Raw genomic sequence first — 14,040 nt, 5'->3', positions numbered from 1 at the left:
TGGCGCCGCCGGCGCCGCGGCGCAGCGGACCGCTGAGCGCCGCCGAGCTGATGGGCGCCGGTCTCGACTCGATCCGTCAGGAGGCCCCGCTGCCGGCGGCGAGCAGCCGCGGGCGCAGCAAGCGCGCCGATCCGACCGACAGCTCGACGCTGGAAGGCTATTACGCCGCAGCCTGGGTCGCGAAGGTCGAGCGCATCGGCGCGCTGAACTTCCCCGAGGAAGCCCGCCGGCGCAACCTGACCGGTTCGCTGCGCCTGTCGGTGGTGATCCGCGCCGATGGCACGATCCTCGAAACCACCGTCGTGCGCTCCTCGGGCCAGTCGGCGCTCGACGAGGGCGCGCGGCGCATCGTCGAGCTCGGCGCGCCGTACGCGCCGTTTCCCGATGAGCTGCGCCGGCGCTACGACACGCTGGTGATCGTGCGCGACTGGCAGTTCCGCCAGGGTGCGCAGTTCCAGTGACGGGCGCTTGCGCCCGCGTGCCGCACCGTCGTGTCTTGTGGAAGTCCCGGACGCTCACGATACTGCCGCCATGCTCGAACCCTCGTATCTCAGCCATCAGTTCCTGATCGCGATGCCGGCGCTCGCGGATCCGAACTTCGCGCGCACCGTGACCTACCTCTGCGAGCACGGACCGCAGGGGGCGCTCGGGCTGATCGTGAACCGGCCGCTCGATCTCACCACCGCCGACCTGCTCGAAAACCTCGGCATCGAGGCGCCGCCCGGCACCGGGGCGCTGCCGGTCTACTTCGGCGGGCCGGTCCATCCGGAGCAGGGCTTCGTGCTGCACCGGCCGCTCGGGCGCTGGCAGTCGACGCTCGCGACCGGCGACGGACTCGCGATCACCACCTCGCGCGACATCCTCGAAGCCATGGCCCGTGGTCAGGGGCCGGCCGAGGCGCTGATCGCGCTCGGCTACGCCGGCTGGGGGCCGGGCCAGCTCGAACGCGAACTTGCCGAGAACGCCTGGCTGTCCTGCCCGGCCGATGCCGACGTGATCTTCCGGCTGCCGGCGGCCGAGCGCTGGGCGGCGGCCGCGGCGCTGCTCGGCGTCGATCTGCGCCTGCTCTGCGGCGACGCCGGTCACGCCTGACGTGCCCGCGAGCGCGCCCCGGCCGCGGACCGTGCTGGCCTTCGACTACGGCAGCGTGCGCATCGGCGTCGCGGTCGGGTCGGAGCTGACCGGCAGCGCCCGGCCGCTCGCGACGCTCGCCGGCCGCGACTGGACGGCCATCGGCCGGCTGATCGACGAATGGCGGCCCGATGCCTGCGTCGTCGGCGTGCCGCGCCACGCCGACGGCAGCGAATCCGAAACCACGCGCGGGGCGCTGCGCTTCGCGCGCCAGCTCGACGGCCGCTACGGCCTGCCGGTCGCGACCCACGACGAGCGCCTGTCCTCGTACGCCGCCGCCGGACGTCTGGCAGCCGCCCCGGCCTCGCGCCGCCGGCCCGGTCCGGGGCTCGATGCCGCCGCCGCCGCCCTGATCCTCGAAAGCTGGTTTGCCACCGTCAGGAACGATCCGCCATGCAACTCGACGCCGAACGCCTGATCGACACCCTGGCCAGCGGGCTGCGCGCGCATCTGGCCCGGCGCGGCATCGGGACGCCGCTGCTGTTCGGCATCCGCACCGGCGGGGTCGGACTCGCCGAGCGCCTGCGCGTCGCGCTCGGCGTCGCCGAGCCGATCGGCACGCTCGACATCTCGTTTCACCGCGACGACGACGTGCGCGACGGCCTCGACCCGCAGGTGCGGCCCTCGCGCATCCCGGTCGATCCCGAAGGCCGCGATCTGGTGCTGGTCGATGACGTGCTCTACACCGGTCGCACCGTGCGCGCGGCGCTCAATGAACTGTTCGACTACGGCCGGCCGCGCTCGGTGACGCTGGCGGTGCTGGTCGATCGCGGCGGACGCGAGCTGCCGATCCAGGCCGACGTGGTTGCCGAGCTCGTCACGGCGGCACCCGGCGAGCGCGTCGAGCTGCGCTGGCCGGGCGGCTGAGCGGCCGGCTGCGGCGGCGTGCATCGTCGCGATGGTATGGCACGGCTTTCCGCAGTAATTTTGTTGTTTCCCGCTGTATCCCGTATCGAAGCTTCCGAGCCGTCCGCTGTCGCCCGACGACGGCGCCGGCGCACGCACCGGGTCGACCAGGCATCGCCATGACTCCATCGTCCATCCAGCTCGACGCCGACGGGCGTCTGCGCCACTTCCTGACCGTCGAGGGCCTGAAGCGCCGGCATCTGGTCGAGATCCTCGACCGCGCCGAGGCGCTCTCGGGCGTCGCCGAGCGGCGCATGACCAAGTCCCCGACGCTGCACGGCAAGACCGTCGTCAACCTGTTCTTCGAGAACTCGACGCGCACGCGCACGACCTTCGAACTCGCCGCCAAGCGCCTGTCGGCCGACGTGCTGAACGTCAACATCAGCACCTCCTCGACGCACAAGGGCGAGACGCTGCTCGACACCATCCGCAACATCGAGGCGATGCAGGTCGACATGTTCGTCGTGCGCCACGCGGTTTCGGGCGCGGCCGAGTTCATCGCCCGCCACGTCGCGCCGCACATCGCGGTGCTCAACGCCGGCGACGGCCGCCATGCGCATCCGACGCAGGCGATGCTCGACATGATGACCATCCGCCGCCACAAGGGTGAATTCGCGAACCTGCGCGTCGCCATCGTCGGCGACGTGCTGCACTCGCGCGTGGCGCGCTCCGACATCCATGCGCTGAACATCCTCGGCACCGGCGAGGTGCGCGTGGTCGCGCCGAAGACGCTGCTGCCGGCCGATGTCGGCACGCTCGGCGTGCACGTGTTCCACGACCTCGAACACGGGCTGCGCGGGGTCGATGTGGTCATCATGCTGCGCCTGCAGCGCGAGCGCATGAGCGGCGCGCTGCTGCCCTCGGCTTCCGAATACTTCCAGCAGTACGGCCTGACCGCCGAACGGCTCGCGCTCGCACAGCCCGATGCCATCGTCATGCACCCGGGTCCGATCAACCGCGGCGTCGAGATGGACTCGGCCGTCGTCGACGGCCCGCGCTCGGTGATCCTCGAACAGGTCACCCACGGCATCGCCGTGCGCATGGCGGTCATGGCGATCGTGCTCGGCAACCGCCATCCGGACATCACCGAGGAGACCTGAGGCCATGCGCATCACGCTGCAAGGCGGTCGCGTGATCGATCCCGCCCACGGCCTCGACGCCGTCACCGATCTGCACATCGCCGACGGGCGCATCGCCGGTCTCGGCGCCGCGCCGGCCGGCTTCATCGCCGAGCGCAGCTGCGACGTGTCCGGGCGCATCGTCTGCCCCGGCCTCGTCGATCTCTGCGCGCGGCTGCGCGAGCCGGGCGCCGAGCACAAGGCGACCATTGCTTCCGAAACCCACGCCGCCGCTGCCAGCGGCATCACGACGCTGGTGATGCCGCCCGACACCGATCCGGTCATCGACGAGACCGCCGTGGTCGAATCGATCCGCCGTCGCGCGCAGGCCGCGGGCTTCGCGCGCGTGCTGGTGCTCGGCGCGCTGACCCGCGGCCTCGGCGGCGAGGTGCTGGCCGAGATGGCGGCGCTGAAGGAGGCCGGCTGCGTCGGCGTCGGCAACGCCGGCGTGCCGGTGCCGAACTCGATGGTCATGAAGCGCGCGATGGAATACGCCTCTTCGCACGGCCTGACCGTGTTCCTGACGCCGATGGACCCGTGGCTGTCGGCCGGTGGCCAGGCCCATGACGGCCAGGTCGCCGCCCGCCTCGGTCTGGCCGGCATCCCGGTCGCGGCCGAGACCGCCGCGGTCGGGCGCGAGCTGGCGCTGGTCGAGGAAACCGGCGCGCGAGCGCACTTCGGGCGGCTGTCGAGTGCGCGCGCCGTCGCGATGATCGCGCGTGCGCGCGATCGCGGCCTGCCGGTGAGCTGCGACGTTGCCGCGCACCAGCTGCACCTGACCGAGGTCGACCTCGGCCGCTTCGACGCCGATGCCCACGTGCTGCCGCCGCTGCGCACCGCGCGTGATCGCGATGCGCTGCGCCGCGGCGTCGCTGCCGGCGTCATCGAGGCCGTGTGTTCCGATCACCAGCCGCACGAACCCGACGCCAAGCTCGTGCCCTTCGGCGACACCGAGCCGGGGCTGTCGGCGCTCGACACCCTGCTCGGCCTGATGCTGAAGCTCGTCGATGAAGGGGTGCTCGACCTGCCGGGCGCGATCGAGCGCGTCACCGCCGGGCCGGCGCGCCTGCTCGGCATCGAGGCCGGCACGCTCGCCGTCGGCACGCCCGCCGATGTCTGCGTGTTCGCACCCGGGGCCCACCGCCTGCTCGATGCGCGCACGCTCGCGAGCCGCGGCCACAACACCCCGTTCCTCGGCTGGGAACTGCGCGGCGTCGTGACGCTGACGCTGCTCGACGGCCGGCCGGTCTACCAGCGCGAGGTCTGACGACCATGGACACTTCCCGCAGCGTCCAGCGTTCCGGATGTACCGAACTGCCCGGTGGCTGGCGCGTCGAGCGCTGGCAGGCCCCGGCGCTGGTCGATCATGCCCGTCCCGGCCAGCGGCTGGCCGCCGGCAGCGCCGAGCTGCCGGTCATGCGCACGCGCGCCGCGACCGGCGAGCTTGAATGCCTCGCACGAGGCCGCGCCGGCGCCGCGGTCGCCGCGGCCGATGCTGACCTGCGCGGCGAGCCCTTCGAGCTGTCGGCGCCGAGCCCGCGCGCGCTGCTGATCGGCGATCTGTCCGGGCTCGCGCCGCTGGTGTTCCTCGCCGACCGGCTGCGCAGCGCCGCGGTGCGCGTCAAGACCTTCGCGATCCTCGGGCTCGACGGCGAGGCACCGTTCCGCCCGGTGCCCTCGCGCCTGATCGTGCCCGGCGTGCCGGCCTGGGTGACCGGCACGCTGCCGCTGTTCGAGGACTGGGGCATCGCCGCGCGCCTCGCCAGCGCCGGCGAGGACCGGCCCGGCTGCTTCGAGGGCACGCCGGTGCAGCTCGCCCGCGGCTGGCTCGCAGCGCAGCAGGGCGTGCGCGATGTCTGCGTGTATGCCTGCGCCGGCCCGGCGCTGCTCGAAGACACCCGCGCGCTGGCAGCCGCGTTCGGTCTCGGTTACCAGGGACGCGCTGCCGGCAGCGCGTGCTGACCGGCATCCGATGAGCGCCCCCTCCGGCGACGACGGGGCAGGGCGGCGCCACCCGGCGCAACTCGCCGCGCTGCTGCAGCGCCAGGCACCGACGCTGCTGCTGGCGGTGCTGACCTTCGTCGCGATCGGCCTGCTGTCGGGGGCGACGCTCTGGCAGATCGACAATGACCGGGTGCGCACGCTCGAGGACGCGCGCCGCGCCAACGTCCAGCTCGCCGATGCGCTCGCCGAGCACGGTTCGCGGCTGATCGAGTCCGTCGACGTGCTGCTGCGCGATTTCTCCGAATCCCCGCCAGCGCCCGGCACCGGCGCGCTTGGCGGCGATTTCCGCGAGGCCTACGCCCAGAGCCTGCTGTTCCTGCGCAACCTCGCCCTGCTCGACGCCGACGGCCGCATGTACGCGACGCTGTACTACAGCGAGATGCGCGGGCGCAGCTTCGCCGGGCGCGACTACTACCTGCTGCACCGCGCCCAGGCCGACGCCGGGCTGGTGGTGTCGACGCCGAAGGTGTCGCCGGCCGACGGCCGCTCGCGCATCCTGACGCTGTCGCGCCGGCTCAACGATGCCGGCGGGGCCTTCGCCGGCGTCGTGGTCGCCTCGGTCGGGCTCGACACGCTGGAGCGCTATTACCGGTCGATCGAGCGCGCGCCCGGCCAGGGCATCGAACTGCGCCTGCGCGACGGCGAGGCGATGCTGAGCGTCGGCGTCGAGCACAATGCCGGCCCCGACGCGCTGGAAGCCCTGCGCTGGCTCGCCGGCACGCCGTACGGGATCGTGGTCAGCCGGCTGCCGGTGCGGGTGCTCGCCGACTGGCGCGAGCGCACCGGCAGCATGCTGGTCGCCGTGGCCGCCGCCGACACGCTGATCGCGATGCTGGCGCTGCTGCTCGGCGGGCGCCTGCACATCGGCGCCCGCCTGCTCGGGCGGCTCGACGACGCCGAGCGCTGGCAGCGCACGCTGCTGCGCACGCTGCCCGACCCGCTGGTCGTGCTCGATCGGCGCCTGCGCGTGCGCGAGGTCTGCAGCGCCCAGCCGCAGCCCTTCGGCGCCGACATCGAGCTGCGCCCCGGCAGCGCGCTGTTCGAGGTGCTGCCGCCTGTCGTCGCCACCCGCGTCGGACCGGCCGCCGCCGAAGCCCTCGGTGATGACCGCATCCGCTCGGTCGACTACCCGCTGCACATCGACGGCGAACTGCATCATTACGCGGCGCGCATCCTGCGGCTGGCGGCCGAGGACGGCACCGTCGAGGGCGTGCTGTGGCTCGCGCGGGACATCACCGACCGCAAGCGCATCGAGCAGGCGCTGTTCCAGGAAAAGGAACGCGCGCAGGTGACGCTGGCGGCGATCGGCGACGGCGTGCTGGTCACCGACGAGGAAGCCCGCCTCGAATACCTGAATCCGGTCGCCGAACGGCTGTGCGACTGCCGGCTGGCCGAGGTGCGCGGCTGGCCGCTCGCCGCGGTGCTGCGCATCGAGGCCGAAGCCGGCAGCGAACTCGGCAGCGATCCGGCCACGCAGTGTCTGGCCGACAACCGCCCGGTCGGCCCCGCCCTGCATGCCCGGCTCATGGCCGCGGACGGGCGCGAGCGCCACGTCGAGATCAGCTGCGCACCGATCCACGACCCGGCCGGCCGCCCGACCGGCACCGTGACGGTCATGCACGACGTGAGCGAACGCCACCGCCTGACCCAGCAGATCCGCCACCAGGCCGCCCACGATCCGCTGACCGGCCTGATCAACCGCCGCGAGTTCGAGCTGCGCCTCGACGCCGCCTGCCGCATCGCCGATGACCAGAACCGCACGCACGCGCTGCTGTGCATCGACCTCGACCGCTTCAAGATCGTCAACGACAGCTGCGGGCATCTGGCCGGCGACGAACTGCTGCGCCAGGTCGCGCGGCTGATGACCGAGCACACCCGCCAGCGCGACGTGCTCGCGCGCATGGGCGGCGACGAATTCGCACTGCTGCTCGAAGACTGTCCGCTGCCGAAGGCCGCCGAGATTGCCGGGGCGCTGGTCAGCGCGGTCGGCGAGTTCCGCTTCGTGCATGGCACGCAGGCGTTCTCGATCGGCGCCAGCATCGGTGTCGCCCCGGTGCCGCCCGGCAACGGCGGGCCGCAGGTGGTGCTGAGCCGCGCCGACCGCGCCTGCTACGCGGCCAAGGACGCCGGGCGCAACTGCGTGTCGCTGGCCAATGAGGACGGCGATGCCGCGAGCAGCGGCACCCGCCACTGGCACGAGCGCCTCGAAGCCCTCCTCGACGGCGGCTCACAGGACTACGAACTGCACGTGCAGCCGGCCTCGGCGCTGTACGCCGGCCTGCCGCCGTACCGGGAGGTGCTGCTGCGCCTGCGCGACGACGACGGCCGGCTGGTGCCGCCGGGCGCCTTCCTGCCGGTCGCCGACCGCTACCGGCTCGCAGCCGGCCTCGACCGCTTCGTGCTCGATGCGCTGTGCCGCCGGCTCGCGGAGGGCGCCGGCGGCATCGACGGCCTGCACGCCATGAACCTGAGCGTCGCCACGCTGGAGGACGGCGGCTTTGCCGGGCACGTGCGCACGGCGCTGCAGCGCCACGGCCTGGCGCCGGCCCGGCTCGGCTTCGAGATCGAGGAAGCCGCCGTGCACGGCCGGCTTGCGCAGGCCGGCGAGCAGATCGGCGCGCTGCGCGCCCTCGGCTGCCGGGTCACCCTCGATCGCTGCGGCAGCGGCCTCGCGGCCTTCGACTGCCTGAAGGTGCTGCGGGTCGATGCGCTGAAGATCGACGGCAGCCGCCTGGAGGCCGAAGGCAGTCACCCGGTCGACACCGTCTCCGCCGAAGCCATCGTCCGCCTGGCCCGCCTGCTCGGCCTGCACACGATCGCCAGCCGCATCGAAACCACCGGCCAGCACAGCGGCGCGGTCGTGCTCGGCATCGATTACGTACAGGGCTACGGGGTCTGCCGGCCCACCTCGCTCGGAAATCCCGGCCGGGGCTGATGCCCATCCCGTGTGATGGGTATCGGGCCAGAGCGGAAGACGGTCGAGCTCCGGCGTTCGCTGCCTGCGCAGCAGGCAATGACGGGATCGGACTGGATCGGGCAGGTGCCGCCTGCCGATCTCCGGATGGCAGGCGGCGGATCGGGGTGGCCGCGGAGCGGCCGGTCCACCGCCGGTTCAGGGCTTCGCGAACTCCGCCTTGCTCTGCGCGCGCAGCATCGCCTCGTCGCGCGCCACCTGGCCGCGCTTGACCAGTTCGAGCAGGCATTGATCGAGCGTCTGCATGCCGTAGGCAGCACCGGTCTGGATCGAGGAATACATCTGCGCGACCTTGTCCTCGCGGATCAGGTTGCGGATCGCCGGCGTGCCGACCATGACCTCGTGTGCGGCGATGCGGCCGCCGCCGAGCTTCTTCAGCAGCGTCTGCGAGATGACCGCGCGCAGCGACTCCGACAGCATCGAGCGCACCAGCGATTTCTCGCCGGCCGGGAACACGTCGATGATGCGGTCGATGGTCTTGGCGGCCGAGCTGGTGTGCAGCGTGCCGAACACCAGATGGCCGGTTTCGGCGGCGGTCAGCGCGAGGCGGATGGTTTCGAGGTCGCGCATTTCGCCGACGAGGATGATGTCCGGGTCCTCGCGCAGCGCCGAGCGCAGCGCCGCCGCGAAGGAGTGCGTGTCGCGGTGCACCTCGCGCTGGTTGACGAGACATTTCTTGCTCTCGTGCACGAATTCGATCGGGTCCTCGACCGTCAGCACGTGGCCGTAATCGTTCTCGTTGATGTGGTTGATCATCGCCGCCAGCGTCGTCGACTTGCCGGAGCCGGTCGGGCCGGTGACGAGGATCAGGCCGCGCGGCACGTTGATCAGCTCCTTGAAGCTGTTCGGGCAGTTGAGTTCTTCGAGCGACTTGATCTGGTCGGGGATGGTGCGGAACACCGCGCCGGCGCCGCGGTTCTGGTTGAAGGCGTTGACGCGGAAGCGCGCGAGGCCGGGGATCGCGAAGGAGAAGTCGGTTTCGAGGTTCTCCTCGTACTCCTTGCGCTGGCGGTCGTTCATGATGTCGTAGATCATCCCGTGCACTTCCTTGTGGTCCATCGGCGGCAGGTTGATGCGCCGCACGTCACCATCGACACGCAGCATCGGCGGCAGGCCCGCGGACAGGTGCAGGTCCGAGGCGTTGTGCTTGACCCCGAAGGCCAGCAGTTCGTCGATGTTCATGCGCGGCCGCTCCGTGTGTACGTGACGTTGTGCGTGACCGGGTGTGACTGGATACGGGAAGTGCGCCGCACTATAGCAAGCCGATAGCAAGCAGAGCCGAGCCACGGCCGACCGGAGTCCCCGCATGAGCAGTACCCCCGATCCGGGCCTGGACGAGCGCCTCGCGCGCGTCCTCGACCGCATCCGCAGCGCCGAGCTGCGCTACGGCCGCACGGGGGGCAGCGTCGGGCTGCTCGCCGTCAGCAAGACCCAGCCAGCCGCGGCCGTGCGCGCACTCGCCGCACTCGGCCAGAGCGCCTTCGGCGAGAACTACCTGCAGGAAGCCCTGGACAAGCGCAGCGAGCTCGCCGACCTGCCGCTCGCCTGGCATTTCATCGGGCCGGTGCAGTCGAACAAGACCCGCCGGCTCGCCGAAGCCTTCGACTGGGTGCATGCGGTCGATCGCCTGAAGATCGCCGAGCGCCTGTCGGCGCAGCGCCCGGCGCAGCTGCCGCCGCTGTCGGTGTGCATCGAGGTCAACGTCGACAATGAAGCCAGCAAGAGCGGGGTGGCGCCGGCCGCACTGCCGGAGCTTGCGCACGCGGTCGCGGCGCTGCCGAACCTTCGCCTGCGCGGACTGATGGCGATCCCGGCACCGGCGGCGGATTTCGATGCGCAGCGCCGGCCGCACGCGCGCCTGCGTCAGGCTTTCGAGGCGCTGCAGCACGACGGGCTCGCGCTCGACACGCTGTCGATCGGCATGTCCGATGATCTCGAAGCCGCGATCGCCGAGGGCGCGACGCTGGTGCGCATCGGCACGGCGATCTTCGGGCCGCGGAGGGCGCCGGCATGAGGGCGCGGCGCTCTGCCTGCACGGGCGCGCTGATGCTGGTGCTCGCGCTCGCCGCCGCGCCCGGGGCGCTGGCCGATGACGCCGCGTTCGCTGCGCTGCTCACGGCCGCAAGCCGCAACCTGCAGTCGCCGGCTGCGCCCTTCGAGGAGGAGGACGGCACGCCGCCCAACCTCGATGCCTACGGCTTCGACAACTGGCTGGCCCGCGAGCAGCCCGGTCTGGCGCGCGAGTACACCCGGCTCGATGCCGATGCCCGCCGGCAGGTCTATGCGCGCTATCGGGCCGAGCCGACGCTCGCGGCGATCCGCGATTCGATCCTCGCGCGGTCCCGGCCATGAGCGTGCGCATGATGGCGCTGGCCCTGATCGTCGCACTCGGTCCGGCGCTGCCGGCCGCGGCTGCGCCGCCGATGATGAAATGGCAGGACGAACAGGGCCGCTGGCACTACGGCGACCGGCCGCCGCAGGCCGGGGCCCGGGCCGATGCGCTGCTCGAAACCGGCCAGGACGCCGCGGCGGCGAAGGAATACGAAACCTGGGCGAAGATGGGCGACGCCCGCGCCCAGACCAAGCTCGGCGAGCTGTACCTCGAAGGCCGCGGGGTGTCGCGCGACGAGGCGAAGGCGCGCGAGCTGTTCGGCATCGCCGCCGGCAACGGCTATGCCGAGGCCCGCTTCCGGCTCGGGGATCTGCTCGCGACCGGCCGCGGCGGCGCGCTCGACCTGCCCGGCGCGGTGCGCTGGTACCGGCAGGCGGCCGAGGGCGGGCATGCGGGCGCGCAGGGCCGCTACGGCACGGCGCTGGTCGATGGCCAGGGCATCGCGCGCGATGTCGCCCAAGGCCTGCAGTGGCTGATGCGCGGTGCCGAGGCCGGCGACGCCGATGCCGAATACCGGCTCGGTCTCTGCTACCTGCGCGGCGAGGGCGTGCTCGGCGATCCGCGCACGGCGGTCGAATGGTTCCGCCGTGCCGCGACCCGCGGCCAGCCCGGCGCTGCGCAGCAGCTCGCCGAACTCGCAGCCAGCGGCCGGGTGCCGGGGCTGGAGCTGGCCGAGGTGATGCCCGGTCTGGTGCGCGCCGCCGAAAGCGGCTTTCCGCCGGCGCAGCTGTCGCTCGGCCTGATCCATCTGCAGGGCCTGACCGGCACGCAGAATCTGGCGCTGGCCGTGCGCTGGCTCGGGGCCGCGGCCGAGGCGCGCGAGCCGCTGGCGCAGTTCACGCTGGCCGGGCTGTATGCAAACGGCGAGGGCGTGGCCCGCGACGAGCGCCGCGCCGTGCAGCTCTACCGCGGGGCGGCCGAGGCCGGCCATCCGCGCGCGCAGTTCGAGCTGGCCGAGCGGCTGGCGAAGGGCGCCGGCGTGCCGCGCGACGATGCCGAGGCCGTGGTCTGGTACGCACGTGCCGCCAAGCAGGGGCTTGCCAGCGCCCATACCCGGCTCGGCGAGCACTACCAGCGCGGGCGCGGCATCGCCGCCGATCTGCTGCTGGCCGTGCGCGAATACCGGGCCGCGGCCGAGGCCGGCCATGCGCCGGCGCAGCTTGCGCTGGCGCTGCTGACGCGCGCCGGCACCGGCACCGAGCGCGACCCCGAACTGGCCGTGCTGTGGCTGCGCCGGGCGGCCGATCAGGGGCTCGGGCTGGCGCAGGTCGATCTCGGCCTTGCCTACGCCGAAGGCAGCGGCGTGGCGCGCGATGACGAGCAGGCGGCGCGCTGGTATGCGCGGGCCGCGCGCGCCGGCTACGCGCCCGGGCGCTTCCTGCTCGGCATGGCGTCGCTGACCGGGCGGGGCGTGCAGCGCGACGAGGCGCAGGCCGCCGTGCTGCTGCGCGCAGCGGCCGAGCAGGGCTATGCGCCGGCGCAGACCGCCTACGGCCTGCTGCTGCGCGACGGCCGCGGCATGCCCGCCGATCCGGTGGCGGCGTGGAAATGGCTGGATCTGGCCGCCCTCGACGGCGATCAGGTGGCGCTGCAGGCGCGCGAGACGCTGGCTGCGCGGCTGCCGCCGGCGCAACTGCAGGGGCTGCGGCGCGATGCGCGGCTCTGGCGCCCGAAGACCGGCCCCTGAAGCAGGCGCGGCCGGGCGGCGCGCGGTTGCGGATTCGCCGGACCGCGCTTAGCTTTGCGCGGTTCCCGTACGACGCCCGAGGCCTTGCTGCATGATCCGCACCCCCATCGCCTTCATCGGCGGCGGCAACATGGCCCGCAGCCTGATCGGCGGCCTGCTCGCCGACGGCTGTCCGGCCACCCTGCTGCGTGTGGCCGAACCCTCGGCCGGCGGTCGCGAGGCGCTGCGCGCGCAGTACGGCGTGCAGACCAGCGAGCACAACCCCGACGTGATCGACGGCGCCGGCGTCGTCGTGCTCGCCGTCAAGCCGCAGATCCTGCGCGAGGTCGCCCTCGGCATCGCCGAGGCCGTGCAGCACGCCCGGCCGCTGGTCGTGTCGATCGCCGCCGGCGTGCGGCTCGCCGACATCGGCCGCTGGCTCGGCGGTCACGGCGCGCTGGTGCGCACGATGCCGAACACGCCGGCGCTCGTGAAAAGCGGCGCGACCGCGCTGTACGCCGCGGCCGGCGTCAGCGTCGAGCAGCGCCGGCTGGCCGAATCGATCCTGCGCGCGGTCGGGCTGACCGTCTGGGTCGATGACGAGGCCCGGCTCGACGCCGTCACCGCGCTCTCGGGCAGCGGGCCGGCGTACTTCTTCCTGGTCATGGAGGCCATGGAAGCCGCGGCACGCACGCTCGGCCTGCCGGCCGACACCGCGCGCCTGCTGACGCTGCAGACCGCCTTCGGCGCCGCGCGCATCGCGCTCGAATCGAGCGAGAGCCCGGCCGAACTGCGCGCGCGCGTGACCTCGCCGAAGGGCACGACCGAAGCCGCGCTGCAGGTGCTGAAGAACGCCGGGATCGAAGCGATCTTCGCCGAGGCGCTCGCCGCCGCCGCGCAGCGTTCGCGTGAGCTCGGGGACCTGTTTGCCGATACGCCGGCCGCCGGTGGCGGGGAGGGGACATGATGGGCGGGACGCCCTATTTCAGCGAAGCGGGCGTGTTCCTGATCCGCACCGTGTTCGGCTTCTACCTGCTGGCGCTGATGCTGCGGTTCCTGCTGCAGTGGGTGCGCGCCGATTTCTACAACCCGCTCGTGCAGTTCCTCGTGCGCATCACCAACCCGCCGCTGCTGCCGCTGCGCCGCTACGTGCCGGGCCTGTACGGGCTCGACATGGCCTGCGTGCTGCTGATGCTGCTGCTCGCGATCCTCGAATGGGGCCTGATCCTGTCGATGGTCGGGCGCAGCTTCGGGCCGCTCGGGCTGCTGCTGCTCGGACTCGTCGAACTGCTCGGTCTGACGCTCGACGTGTTCCTGTGGGCCGTGATCATCCAGGCGCTGATGAGCTGGTTCGTGCGCGATCCGCGCAATCCGCTCTATGGCCTGCTGTACCGGCTGACCGCGCCGGTGCTGCGTCCGGCGCAGCGCGTGCTGCCGCTGGTCGGTGGCGTCGACCTGTCGCCGCTGCTGGTGATCGTCGTGCTGCAGCTCGCCAGCATCCTGCTGATCGCTCCGCTGCGCGACCTCGCGCTGGCGCTGCACTGAAGGTCCGCATCAGCGCATGAGCCCGGAAGCCGCCTGCTGGCGCTGGGAGGGGGCCGATCTCGTGCTCGGCGTGCGCGTGCAGCCGCGCGCGAGCCGCGACCGGCTCGAAGAGGTGCGCGACGGCTGCCTGCGCGTGCGTCTGTGCGCAGCGCCGGTCGACGGCCAGGCCAACGCCCGGCTCTGCGCGCTGCTCGCCGACAGCTTCGGCGTGCCGAAGTCCGCCGTCGAACTGCTCGCCGGCGATGCCGCGCGCGTCAAGCGCCTGCGCATCCGCGCCCCGCGCCGGCTGCGCAGGCGCTTGACG

15 protein-coding genes are annotated in these 14,040 nt (G+C 72.8%); 14 read left to right on the top strand and 1 reads right to left on the bottom strand.

What is annotated here, in order from left to right:
* The 8 genes from PKE44_RS07070 to PKE44_RS07035 all read left to right on the top strand — a co-directional run.
* The coding region (locus PKE44_RS07070; protein WP_324549483.1) for an energy transducer TonB at nucleotides 1–461 on the top strand (461 nt) is incomplete at its 5' end.
* A gap of 70 nt (nucleotides 462–531) precedes the next feature.
* The gene (locus PKE44_RS07065; RefSeq protein WP_324549481.1) at nucleotides 532–1,092 is read left to right on the top strand and encodes a YqgE/AlgH family protein; all 561 of its coding nucleotides are present in this window, start codon (nucleotides 532–534) and stop codon (nucleotides 1,090–1,092) included.
* A gap of 1 nt (nucleotide 1,093) precedes the next feature.
* The gene (gene ruvX, locus PKE44_RS07060; protein WP_324549479.1) at nucleotides 1,094–1,549 is read left to right on the top strand and encodes a Holliday junction resolvase RuvX; all 456 of its coding nucleotides are present in this window, start codon (nucleotides 1,094–1,096) and stop codon (nucleotides 1,547–1,549) included.
* Nucleotides 1,525–1,998 (top strand): bifunctional pyr operon transcriptional regulator/uracil phosphoribosyltransferase PyrR, encoded by a 474-nt coding sequence (gene pyrR, locus PKE44_RS07055; RefSeq protein WP_324549477.1) that lies wholly within the window; start codon nucleotides 1,525–1,527, stop codon nucleotides 1,996–1,998. Before ruvX ends, pyrR begins: the two co-directional genes overlap by 25 nt.
* Before the next feature lie 152 nt (nucleotides 1,999–2,150).
* Nucleotides 2,151–3,137 (top strand): aspartate carbamoyltransferase catalytic subunit, encoded by a 987-nt coding sequence (locus PKE44_RS07050; protein ID WP_324549485.1) that lies wholly within the window; start codon nucleotides 2,151–2,153, stop codon nucleotides 3,135–3,137.
* Between the two features lie 4 nt (nucleotides 3,138–3,141).
* Nucleotides 3,142–4,422, top strand: a complete 1,281-nt coding sequence (locus PKE44_RS07045) for a dihydroorotase (protein WP_324549475.1) — start codon at nucleotides 3,142–3,144, stop codon at nucleotides 4,420–4,422.
* Between the two features lie 5 nt (nucleotides 4,423–4,427).
* Nucleotides 4,428–5,117, top strand: coding sequence for a hypothetical protein (locus PKE44_RS07040; protein ID WP_324549473.1), 690 nt, complete (start codon nucleotides 4,428–4,430; stop codon nucleotides 5,115–5,117).
* 10 nt (nucleotides 5,118–5,127) lie between these two features.
* Nucleotides 5,128–8,094, top strand: coding sequence for an EAL domain-containing protein (locus PKE44_RS07035; protein WP_324549471.1), 2,967 nt, complete (start codon nucleotides 5,128–5,130; stop codon nucleotides 8,092–8,094).
* A 177-nt stretch (nucleotides 8,095–8,271) separates the two neighbouring features.
* On the opposite strand, the gene PKE44_RS07030 is transcribed toward PKE44_RS07035, so the two are convergent.
* Nucleotides 8,272–9,315 carry a type IV pilus twitching motility protein PilT gene (locus tag PKE44_RS07030; RefSeq protein ID WP_324549469.1) on the bottom strand — a complete coding sequence of 348 codons (1,044 nt, stop codon included), beginning with the start codon at nucleotides 9,313–9,315 and terminating at the stop codon, nucleotides 8,272–8,274.
* A gap of 124 nt (nucleotides 9,316–9,439) precedes the next feature.
* On the opposite strand from PKE44_RS07030, the gene PKE44_RS07025 reads away from it, so the two are divergent.
* The 6 genes from PKE44_RS07025 to PKE44_RS07000 form a co-directional block, all read left to right on the top strand.
* The gene (locus PKE44_RS07025; RefSeq protein WP_324549467.1) at nucleotides 9,440–10,147 is read left to right on the top strand and encodes a YggS family pyridoxal phosphate-dependent enzyme; all 708 of its coding nucleotides are present in this window, start codon (nucleotides 9,440–9,442) and stop codon (nucleotides 10,145–10,147) included.
* Nucleotides 10,144–10,485: a hypothetical protein gene (locus PKE44_RS07020; RefSeq protein WP_324549465.1), complete on the top strand. Its 342-nt coding sequence runs from the start codon at nucleotides 10,144–10,146 to the stop codon at nucleotides 10,483–10,485. Before PKE44_RS07025 ends, PKE44_RS07020 begins: the two co-directional genes overlap by 4 nt.
* Entirely contained in the window at nucleotides 10,482–12,212 is a 1,731-nt protein-coding gene (locus tag PKE44_RS07015; protein ID WP_324549462.1) for a tetratricopeptide repeat protein, read from the top strand. Before PKE44_RS07020 ends, PKE44_RS07015 begins: the two co-directional genes overlap by 4 nt.
* A gap of 91 nt (nucleotides 12,213–12,303) precedes the next feature.
* Nucleotides 12,304–13,158 carry a pyrroline-5-carboxylate reductase gene (proC, locus tag PKE44_RS07010; RefSeq protein WP_324549460.1) on the top strand — a complete coding sequence of 285 codons (855 nt, stop codon included), beginning with the start codon at nucleotides 12,304–12,306 and terminating at the stop codon, nucleotides 13,156–13,158.
* Nucleotides 13,158–13,736, top strand: coding sequence for a YggT family protein (locus PKE44_RS07005; protein WP_324549458.1), 579 nt, complete (start codon nucleotides 13,158–13,160; stop codon nucleotides 13,734–13,736). The genes proC and PKE44_RS07005 overlap by 1 nt, the downstream gene beginning before the upstream one ends.
* 16 nt (nucleotides 13,737–13,752) lie before the next feature.
* Nucleotides 13,753–14,040: DUF167 domain-containing protein (locus tag PKE44_RS07000; protein WP_324549456.1), on the top strand; the 288-nt coding region annotated here is incomplete at its 3' end.

This window comes from Plasticicumulans sp. (assembly GCF_035331805.1).
Lineage (GTDB): Bacteria > Pseudomonadota > Gammaproteobacteria > Competibacterales > Competibacteraceae > Plasticicumulans.
Note: the sequence above shows the minus strand (reverse complement) of the source record. Positions and strands in the feature narration are given on the sequence as shown.

Bases quoted from the DNA above. Each gene is read 5' to 3' on its own strand.
- PKE44_RS07065 (WP_324549481.1), top strand. From the start codon at position 532: ATGCTCGAACCCTCGTATCTCAGCCATCAGTTCCTGATCGCGATGCCG.
- pyrR (WP_324549477.1), top strand. From the start codon at position 1,525: ATGCAACTCGACGCCGAACGCCTGATCGACACCCTGGCCAGCGGGCTG.
- PKE44_RS07045 (WP_324549475.1), top strand. From the start codon at position 3,142: ATGCGCATCACGCTGCAAGGCGGTCGCGTGATCGATCCCGCCCACGGC.
- PKE44_RS07040 (WP_324549473.1), top strand. From the start codon at position 4,428: ATGGACACTTCCCGCAGCGTCCAGCGTTCCGGATGTACCGAACTGCCC.
- PKE44_RS07035 (WP_324549471.1), top strand. From the start codon at position 5,128: ATGAGCGCCCCCTCCGGCGACGACGGGGCAGGGCGGCGCCACCCGGCG.
- PKE44_RS07030 (WP_324549469.1), bottom strand. From the start codon at position 9,315: ATGAACATCGACGAACTGCTGGCCTTCGGGGTCAAGCACAACGCCTCG.
- PKE44_RS07025 (WP_324549467.1), top strand. From the start codon at position 9,440: ATGAGCAGTACCCCCGATCCGGGCCTGGACGAGCGCCTCGCGCGCGTC.
- PKE44_RS07020 (WP_324549465.1), top strand. From the start codon at position 10,144: ATGAGGGCGCGGCGCTCTGCCTGCACGGGCGCGCTGATGCTGGTGCTC.
- PKE44_RS07015 (WP_324549462.1), top strand. From the start codon at position 10,482: ATGAGCGTGCGCATGATGGCGCTGGCCCTGATCGTCGCACTCGGTCCG.
- proC (WP_324549460.1), top strand. From the start codon at position 12,304: ATGATCCGCACCCCCATCGCCTTCATCGGCGGCGGCAACATGGCCCGC.
- PKE44_RS07005 (WP_324549458.1), top strand. From the start codon at position 13,158: ATGGGCGGGACGCCCTATTTCAGCGAAGCGGGCGTGTTCCTGATCCGC.